Here is a 9152-nt window from a genome sequence, read left to right as displayed (position 1 = left end):
CCTCAAAGCAGTGCTTTGAGCAGCCTGCGGCTAGTTTCCTAGTTTGCTCTTTGATTTTCATTGAGTATCAGATTTAAGAAATTAACTTCCTCGTCTCCAAAAAATCGCTAAGACAATCATGGAACCTAGTACTGCCGGAATAATGGCAGTTCCTGCTATTATCGGTCCCCAAGTCCCAAAAAGCAAGTGGCCTATAAAGGCACCAATCCAGCCTAGGAACATTTTTCCAAAACATCCCATTCGCTCTCCACGATTGGTCAGAGTACCTGCTAAAAATCCCACTAGGAGACCAACGAACATACTTCCTAACATATTATCTCCTTAACTTGCCCAATCTCCGTTACGGAAGAGTGGTACACGTGTCCCATCCTCACGAATACCATCGATATCCATTTGGTTAGAACCAATCATAAAGTCTACGTGAACATCTGAACGGTTGAGACCTGCAGCTTCAAGTTCTTCTTCGCTCATCTCTGCTCCCCCAACAACGCTGGTCGCATAGGCTGCACCGATAGCCAAGTGATTTGACGCATTCTCATCGAAAAGGGTATTAAAGAAGGTAATGCCTGACTGAGAAATTGGACTTGGATCTGGTACCAAGGCACATTCACCCAAGGCACGCGCACCCGCATTTTCAAAGACAAGGTCTTTCATGACTTGATCGCCTTTTTCTGCAGTGATGTCAACGATTTGTCCATCCTTAAAGGTTACCTTAATACCTTCGATGATATTTCCGTTATAGCTAAGCGGTTTTGTAGAAGTGACATAACCATCTGCGCGACGGAAATCAGGCGCTGTGAAAACTTCCTCTGTCGGCATATTTGGCAAGAATCCTTCTCCCTGTGCATTGATAGCCCCAGCTGATTCCCAAACGTGGTTCTTCGGCAAACCAAGTGTCAAATCTGTCCCTGGCGCTGTGTAGTGAAGGGCTGAAAATTGTTCTTTATTAAGCATATCTGCCTTGCTCTTGAGAATAGCTGCATGCTCTTCCCAAGCCTTAACAGGATCTTCTTCATAAACACGGCAAGTTTTGAAAATTTGGTCCCAAAGGAGATCGACTGCTTCTTCGTCGCTCGCAGCATTTGGAAAGACTTTCTTAGCCCACTCAAGTCCAGCAGCGGCTGCTACAGTCCAGCTAACCTTGTTGGATTGCGTTGCGATGCGCATTGGCTTCATGGCAAGTCCCATAGCTTTAGCAGAAGCTGAAAGCTTGTCAGCATCCACACCGTTCAAAGCACCTGGATCAGATGAACGAACTCCGAGACGGCTAGCCTTGTTCTCCAAAAGATAGTTCATCTCAGCAATCTTGTATTCTGGCACATTGTCCAGACGCTCCATCGGAGCATAGAGGAATTTCTCACGGTTAATGACATCATCTGTCCACTGAACAATAACCTCATGCGCACCCAAGGCATAAGCTTCTTTGACGATTAAGTGAGCCAACTCACGTTGCTCCACATCGATAGAGAGAGCCAAAGTGTGACCAGGTTGCACGTTAATTCCGTTCGCAACCAATAATTTCGCATATTTTTCTAGATTTTCTTTGAAATTTGGTAAAACCATTCTGTTTTTCCTTTTCTATTTGTTTATTTTTCTTTCAAAGCAGAAAATAATCCTGCTAAAGCAATGGCACCTGACAAAAGTGCTATTGATAGAAGAATTGTCTGATCAGCAAGTTCTAATTGATATTCAAATACTTTCTCAGCTGGCCTATCTTCCGCAAAAATTCTTAGTTTTTTCCTGAACCCCTTAAAATAGATTAAAATAAATCACTATGACTGCCTGTCCGCAGCAAATTTAAAAGCAATTCTTCCTTGTCTACTTTATAAACCAAAAGCCAATCCGGCTGGATATGGCATTCACGAACTCCTTGAAAATGCTTAGATGCCGTTAATTGATGATCACGATATCTAGCAGGAAGTTCTTTTTTCTTGAACAAGAAAATTTAAAACTTCTTCTAATAATTCTGCCCTAAAACCACGCTTCATAGCCAACTTAAAATCTTTTTTAAACTGTTTATGATAACGAATCTTAAGCACGCAAGTCCTTCATCAAGTCTGAGACTGATTCAAAGGATGGGCTCATATTACGATTTTGGTCTAAATCCGTTAACACTTGGAGCAACTTCCAATTTTCGTCTAGTCTAACATCAAAAGGTAATCCCTGATATTGAATAGCCTGACGAAGAAAAATATTGATAGCTGTTGTCATATCCATTCCCAGGTTATTAAACACCTGTTGGGCCTGCTCCTTAACCTCACTATCCAGACGGATACTCATACTCGTCTTTGACATACTCTCACCCTCTTTCTATAGACTATTTTAACAAAAAAGAAGGCTAATGTAAATCTATTGGATATACATTAGCCTCTTTGGATAGATGATTAAACAATTTTTTAAAACAACTCATCAAACAAACTCAACTGGTTATCCTCTGGCATATTGCCGAGAATCCCCATTTCATCCATCTTCTCAACCAAAGTTGATGAGAGTCCACCGCGTTTGCGTAGTTCTGTTTTAGAGAGGAATTCTCCCTCTTCACGCGCTCGCACCAACTGCTTAGCAACGTTCTCTCCCAGACCATCCATTGCTACAAATGGCGGAATGAGGGTATCCCCATCGATAAGGAACTCTGTCGCCTGACTACGGTAGAGATCGAGTTTGCCAAACTTGAAACCACGTTCCCACATCTCATTTACAATCTCAAGAGTTGTATAGAGATCGATTTCCACATTAGAGGCCTCATTGTTCTTCCGTTTTTCAGAGATTTCTTCCATTCTGCGTTTGATGGCATCCAAGCCCGCACCCATAGTCTTGATATCAAAAGCCTTAGCACGGATTGAGAAGTAAGCACAGTAATAATAAATGGGATGGTGAACCTTGAAGTAAGCTACACGCAAGGCCATCATAACGTAGGCTGCCGCATGGGCTTTAGGGAACATGTACTTAATTTTCCCACAGGACTCGATATACCACTCTGGCACCTTATTAGCCTTCATGGCTTCGATGTAGCCATTACGTTCCTCTTCTGAAATCTTGAGCCACAAGCCCTTACGTACCCGTTCCATGATAGTAAAGGCCATCTTAGGTTCAAGACCCGCATGCATGAGGTAAACCATGATGTCGTCCCGACAACCGATAACAGTCGATAGATCCGCTATTCCTTGCTTGATCAAATCTTGGGCATTTCCCAACCAAACGTCGGTACCGTGGGACAAACCAGACAGCTGAAGCAACTCCGCAAAAGTCGTCGGATGCGTCTCATCTACCATCCCACGTACAAAGTTGGTTCCAAATTCTGGAATCCCCAGCATACCTGTCGGCGTTCCGATTTGTTCAGGAGTCACACCTAGCACATCAGTCCCAGAAAAGAGGGCCATCACACCTTCATCATCCATAGGAATTTCATTAGGATCAATCCCTGACAAATCCTGCAGTTTCCGAATCATGGTCGGATCATCATGTCCCAGTACATCGAGTTTGAGGACGTTCTCGTCTATATCATGGAAGTTAAAGTGAGTGGTCTGCCATTCAGCCGTCACGTCATCCGCTGGATACTGAACAGGCGTGAAATCATAGACATCCATGTAGTTCGGAATAACAACGATTCCCCCCGGGTGTTGGCCTGTCGTTCGTTTGACACCAGCAGCTCCCTGGGCTAAACGTTCCACCTCTGCATCACGATAAAACTTGCCATAATCTCTCTCATAGCCCTTGACAAATCCATAAGCGGTCTTGGCAGCTACTGTACCAACTGTTCCTGCACGGAATGCATATTCCTCACCAAAAATATCACGTACATCCAAGTGGGCGCTAGGCTGATCTTCTCCCGAGAAGTTCAAGTCAATATCGGGAACCTTGTCCCCATCAAAACCAAGGAAGGTCTCGAAAGGAATATCCTGTCCGTTTTTGCTGAGATTATGACCACATTTAGGACAGTCCTTATTGGGCATATCAAAACCTGAACCATAAGAACCATCTGTGATAAACTCACTGTACTGACACTGACCACAGACATAGTGTGGAGAGAGAGGATTAACCTCTGTAATCCCAATCATGGTCGCAACGAAACTGGACCCAACAGACCCACGAGAACCAACCAAGTAGCCCCGTTCATTGGAACGTTGTACCAGCATCTGCGAAGCCAGATAAATCACAGCAAATCCATTCCCCAGAATAGAGGTTAGTTCTTTTTCAATCCGCAAATCAACAATATCTGGCAGCGGGTTTCCATAAATCTCAAAAGCTTTCTTATAGGTCAACTCAGCAACTGTTTCTTCAGCCTTGTCGATGAAAGGAGTGTATAAGTCACCCTTAACAACCTCAACGGGTTCAAAGATTTCTGCCAAGGCATTGGTGTTTTCAATAACCAATTTCCGAGCTAATTCCTCTCCCAAGAAGGCAAATTCATCCAACATCTCATTGGTCGTTCTAAAATGAGCCTTTGGAAGTGGTGCCGGTTGGGCATGTTCTCCATGACCGATAGTTCGGTTAATCATCGCCCCCTGGCCTAGACTACGGACGATAATTTCACGATAAATCTCTTCTTCCGGTTCGATATAATGGACATTTCCCGTAGCCAGAACGGGCTTACCAAGACGGTCTCCAACTTCTATCAAACTTTTGATAATGGTCTGGAGTTCTTCCATATCCTTGACCTGCTCCTTGGCAATCAAGGGAGCATAGATAGCTGGTGGCATGACCTCGATAAAGTCATAATACTTGGCCACCTCAACCGCCGCATCCACACCTTGGGAAACGACTGCATCAAAAACTTCACCTTCAGAGCAAGCTGAACCTAAAATCAAACCTTCCCGATGAGCATCTAGAACTGTTCTCGGAATTCGTGGCACCCCTTCAAAGTACTTGGTATTGGATAAAGAAACCAGCTTAAAGATATTTTTTAGCCCTACTTGATTCTTGACATAAATGGTCGCATGTTTAATCCGAGCTTTTTTATAAGAATCTAGACTAATCAAATCAATGTTGAGTCTAGCTAGATCGGTCACACCATGTTTTTCTGCAACCTCTTTGATAAAGATGAAGAGCAGGCGACCTGTAGCTTCCGCATCGTAGTTGGCCATGTGATGGTGTTCCAGTGCCACACCGAAACGCTTAGTCAAAGGGCCCAAACCATGACGTTTATACTCAGGGTAGAGATTTCTAGCAAATTCTAGAGTATCGATTACTGGCTGGCTAATCTTAGGCAGACCATGGCGCTCATAGTTGGCATTCATAAATCCAACGTCAAAGGTAGCATTGTGGGCAACTAGGACCGTATCCTTGCAAAACTCTTGAAATTCTTGCAGAACTTGTTCCAGTGGTTTGGCATTTTTGACATGATCATCTGTAATTCCAGTCAACTCAGTAGTAAAAGCTGACAAAGGATGTCCAGGATTGATAAATTCATCAAATTCAGCAATGACATTCCCCTTGTACATCTTAGAAGCCGCAACCTGAATCAAGTCATTATAGATGGCTGAAAGGCCTGTCGTTTCCACGTCAAAGACCACGTAGGTCGCTTCCGACAAGTTCATCTCCACTTCGTTATAAACGATAGGAACACGGTCCTCCACGATATTGGCTTCCATACCATAGATCAGCTGGATTCCCGCTTTCTTAGCCGCCTTATAGCCATGTGGGAAGGACTGAACATTTCCATGGTCTGTGATGGCAACCGCCTTGTGTCCCCACTTAGCAGCTGTCGCAACGATTTCTTCTACCTCTGGTAGAGCATCCATGGTCGACATATTAGTATGAGCATGAAACTCAACCCGTCGTTCTCCTTCTGGCATTAAATCCTTCCGCTCATAGTGAACAACTTCCTGCACGTCTTGCACGTTCATAGTCAAATCGCGTGTGAAGTTATTCATCTCCACATTCCCACGAACACGGAGCCAAGAATTTTTCTTGATGAGATCAAATTTCTGAGCCTCTTCCTCATTCTTAACCCACTTTTGCATCGAAAAACTTGAAGTGTAGTCCGTCATTTTAAAGTTGATCAAAACACGCCCTGTTCTGGTCACTTTTTGCTCCACATCAAAAACAACCCCTTCAAAGACCAAACGATTTTCCTCCGTCGTCACTTCAATCATAGGAGTAATCTCTGCCTTATCCAGCTTCGGTTTAGCTGCAGCTTTTTTAGCTTGAAAATCAAAGGATGGTTTCTCTTCCGCTGGAGGAGGTGCCATCTGTTCTAGTTGTTCCATAGCACGGAGCGCTTCCTCATTGGCCGCTTGAACAATCTGCTCATTTTCAGCATGAAATGCTTCTTCCTGCTCTTGAGTCAGCACATCATTCTTCTCGACTTGACAATTAAAAGTTGGAAAACCAAATTTTTCAAGTTGTTTGGCTAAATTAGGAAGATGATTTTTCTTAAAGTGTTCCTTATCAATCGCCTCAGAGCCTTCAATAAAGAGCTGATTGCCCTCCGCACGAACTTGCAAATTTTGATAAAGGGACTTAAAACCTTGACTAGCACATGGCCCCTCAGAAAAAGCCTCTCTATAATAGGCCTGCAAGAGTTGATTTGAAAATTCTTGAGACAGAGCCTTGATTTCGAAAACAGCTTTATTGCCTGTCTTAGAAAATTCTTCGCTCAAACCTCTCTTTAATTCTAAAAAGATTTCAATCGGTAAAATATTAGAAAATACGAAATGAAACTCCCATACCTTACTAATTTTATGAACCACAACTCGCTCAATATCAGCCTGTGATAAAACAGGAGCCTGTCTCATTTCAGCAGGCATCCCCAGTTGATTCATCAAAATTTCAAAACTATTTGACATTCATTTTCCTCACATTATTCTCCTACTATTTTACCATATTTAGAGGTATTTTCTAAAGACAAAAGGAAGCCACTAAGTGACTTCCTTCTAAAGTGAGGACAGATTAGTCTTCACCTTTGTTTTTCTTAATGATTTCTTCTTGTACTGACTTAGGTACATCTTCGTAGTGGTCAAATACCATCATGAATGTACCACGTCCTTGAGATGCAGAACGAAGAACTGTTGCGTAACCGAACATTTCAGCAAGTGGAACGTAAGCACGAACGATTTGGCTGTTACCATGTGCTTCCATACCATCTACACGTCCACGACGAGCAGTTACGTGCCCCATAACATCACCAAGGTTTTCTTCTGGAACAGTGATTGTTACAAGCATCATTGGCTCAAGGATAGCTGGTTGTGCTGATTTAGCAGCTTCTTTAAGGGCAAGTGAAGCCGCGATCTTGAAGGCAGTTTCAGATGAGTCGACATCGTGGTATGAACCATCGTAAAGTTTAGCTTTAACGTCAACCATTGGGTAACCTGCAAGAACACCGTTAGCCATAGATTCTACCAAACCTTTTTCAACCGCTGGGATAAATTCGCGAGGAACCACACCACCGACGATTGCATTTTCAAATTCGAATCCTTTACCTTCTTCGTTTGGAGTAAATTCAATCCATACATCACCGAATTGACCTTTACCACCAGACTGACGTTTGAAGAATCCACGTGCTTGAGTAGAAGCGCGGAATGTTTCACGGTAAGATACTTGAGGAGCACCTACGTTCGCTTCAACTTTGAACTCACGACGCATACGGTCAACAAGGACATCAAGGTGAAGCTCACCCATACCAGAGATAACCGTTTCACCAGTTTCAACGTTTGTTTCAACGCGGAATGTTGGATCTTCTTCAGCCAATTTTTGAAGGGCGATACCCATCTTGTCTTGGTCAGCTTTAGATTTTGGCTCAACCATCAATTGGATAACTGGTTCTGGAACGTTGATTGACTCAAGGATGATTTTAGCTTTTTCATCTGTCAATGAGTCACCAGTTGTAGTATCTTTCAAACCAACGGCAGCAGCGATATCACCTGAGTAAACAGTGTCAATTTCTTGACGGCTGTTGGCGTGCATTTGAAGGATACGTCCGATACGTTCACGTTTACCTTTAGAAGTGTTCAATACGTACGAACCTGATTGAAGAACACCAGAGTAAACACGGAAGAATGTCAAACGACCTACAAATGGGTCAGTCATGATCTTGAAGGCAAGAGCTGCAAATGGCTCTTCGTCAGATGCTGGACGAGTTTCTTCTTCGTCTGTATCTGGGTTAATACCCTTGATTGCTGGGATGTCAAGTGGGCTTGGAAGGTAGTCGATAACCGCATCAAGCATCAATTGAACACCTTTGTTCTTGAAGGCAGAACCACACAATACTGGGAAGAATTCAACGTTGATAGTCGCTTTACGGATACCAGCTTTCAATTCTTCGTTAGTGATTTCTTCACCTTCGAGGTATTTCATCATCAATTCTTCGTCAGTTTCAGCAACTGCTTCGATCAATTTTTCACGGTATTCTTGAGCTTGGTCAAGGTATTCAGCTGGGATGTCTTCTTCAAGGATATCTGTACCAAGGTCGTTAGTATAGATTTCAGCTTTCATCTTGATCAAGTCGATGATACCACGGAAGTCATCTTCAGAACCGATTGGCAATTGGATTGGGTGTGCATTTGCTTGAAGACGATCGTGAAGTGTGCTTACAGAGTAAAGGAAGTCAGCACCGATTTTGTCCATTTTGTTGGCAAATACGATACGTGGAACTCCATACTCAGTTGCTTGACGCCAAACTGTTTCAGTTTGAGGCTCAACACCTGATTGTGAGTCAAGAACGGTAACCGCACCATCCAATACACGAAGAGAACGTTGTACTTCGATTGTGAAGTCCACGTGTCCTGGTGTGTCGATGATGTTTACGCGGTGGTTGTTCCATTGAGCTGTTGTCGCAGCAGATGTGATAGTGATACCACGCTCTTGCTCTTGCTCCATCCAGTCCATTTGTGACGCACCTTCGTGAGTTTCACCGATTTTGTGGATTTTACCAGTGTAGTAAAGAATACGCTCAGTAGTTGTTGTTTTACCAGCATCGACGTGAGCCATGATACCGATATTACGAGTTTTTTCAAGTGAAAATTCGCGTGCCATGAGGTTTGTTTCTCCTATTTATTTTTGATTTCTATTCTATTATAACACGATTTTAATAAAAACGGATAGGCAGGACCTACCCGTTCTCAATGTTTTCATGCTATTGTTGGTTTCAACTTACGAGATGGTAAGTTGAGTTATAGCTAATACTAATCGATTTAGCTAATTTGAACCCGGGC

5 protein-coding genes and 1 pseudogene are annotated in these 9152 nt (G+C 43.2%); all 6 read right to left on the bottom strand.

Annotated elements, in window-relative coordinates; all coding sequences use genetic code 11:
- Positions 1–81: 81 nt before the first annotated feature.
- The gene (locus tag HT728_RS06475) at positions 82–312 is read right to left on the bottom strand and encodes a GlsB/YeaQ/YmgE family stress response membrane protein (protein ID WP_000901572.1); all 231 of its coding nucleotides are present in this window, start codon (positions 310–312) and stop codon (positions 82–84) included.
- A gap of 9 nt (positions 313–321) precedes the next feature.
- Positions 322–1563: an aminopeptidase gene (locus tag HT728_RS06470; protein WP_173234406.1), complete on the bottom strand. Its 1242-nt coding sequence runs from the start codon at positions 1561–1563 to the stop codon at positions 322–324.
- Positions 1564–1759: 196 nt separating this feature from the next.
- Positions 1760–2039: pseudogene (locus HT728_RS06465) on the bottom strand (type II toxin-antitoxin system YafQ family toxin).
- Positions 2032–2295, bottom strand: a complete 264-nt coding sequence (locus HT728_RS06460) for a type II toxin-antitoxin system RelB/DinJ family antitoxin (RefSeq protein ID WP_023396570.1) — start codon at positions 2293–2295, stop codon at positions 2032–2034. The pseudogene HT728_RS06465 and the gene HT728_RS06460 overlap by 8 nt, the downstream one beginning before the upstream one ends.
- 101 nt (positions 2296–2396) lie before the next feature.
- On the bottom strand, positions 2397–6788 hold the full coding sequence (locus HT728_RS06455; protein ID WP_173234404.1) for a PolC-type DNA polymerase III: 4392 nt from the start codon (positions 6786–6788) through the stop codon (positions 2397–2399).
- 103 nt (positions 6789–6891) lie between these two features.
- The gene (gene fusA, locus HT728_RS06450) at positions 6892–8973 is read right to left on the bottom strand and encodes an elongation factor G (protein ID WP_000090348.1); all 2082 of its coding nucleotides are present in this window, start codon (positions 8971–8973) and stop codon (positions 6892–6894) included.
- Positions 8974–9152: the final 179 nt, after the last annotated feature.

Source organism: Streptococcus sp. 544 (assembly GCF_013277385.1).
GTDB classification, from domain to species: Bacteria; Bacillota; Bacilli; order Lactobacillales; family Streptococcaceae; genus Streptococcus; species Streptococcus mitis_BA.
The sequence above is the reverse complement of the archived record's forward strand: the minus strand, read 5'-3'. Positions and strand labels throughout refer to the sequence as shown.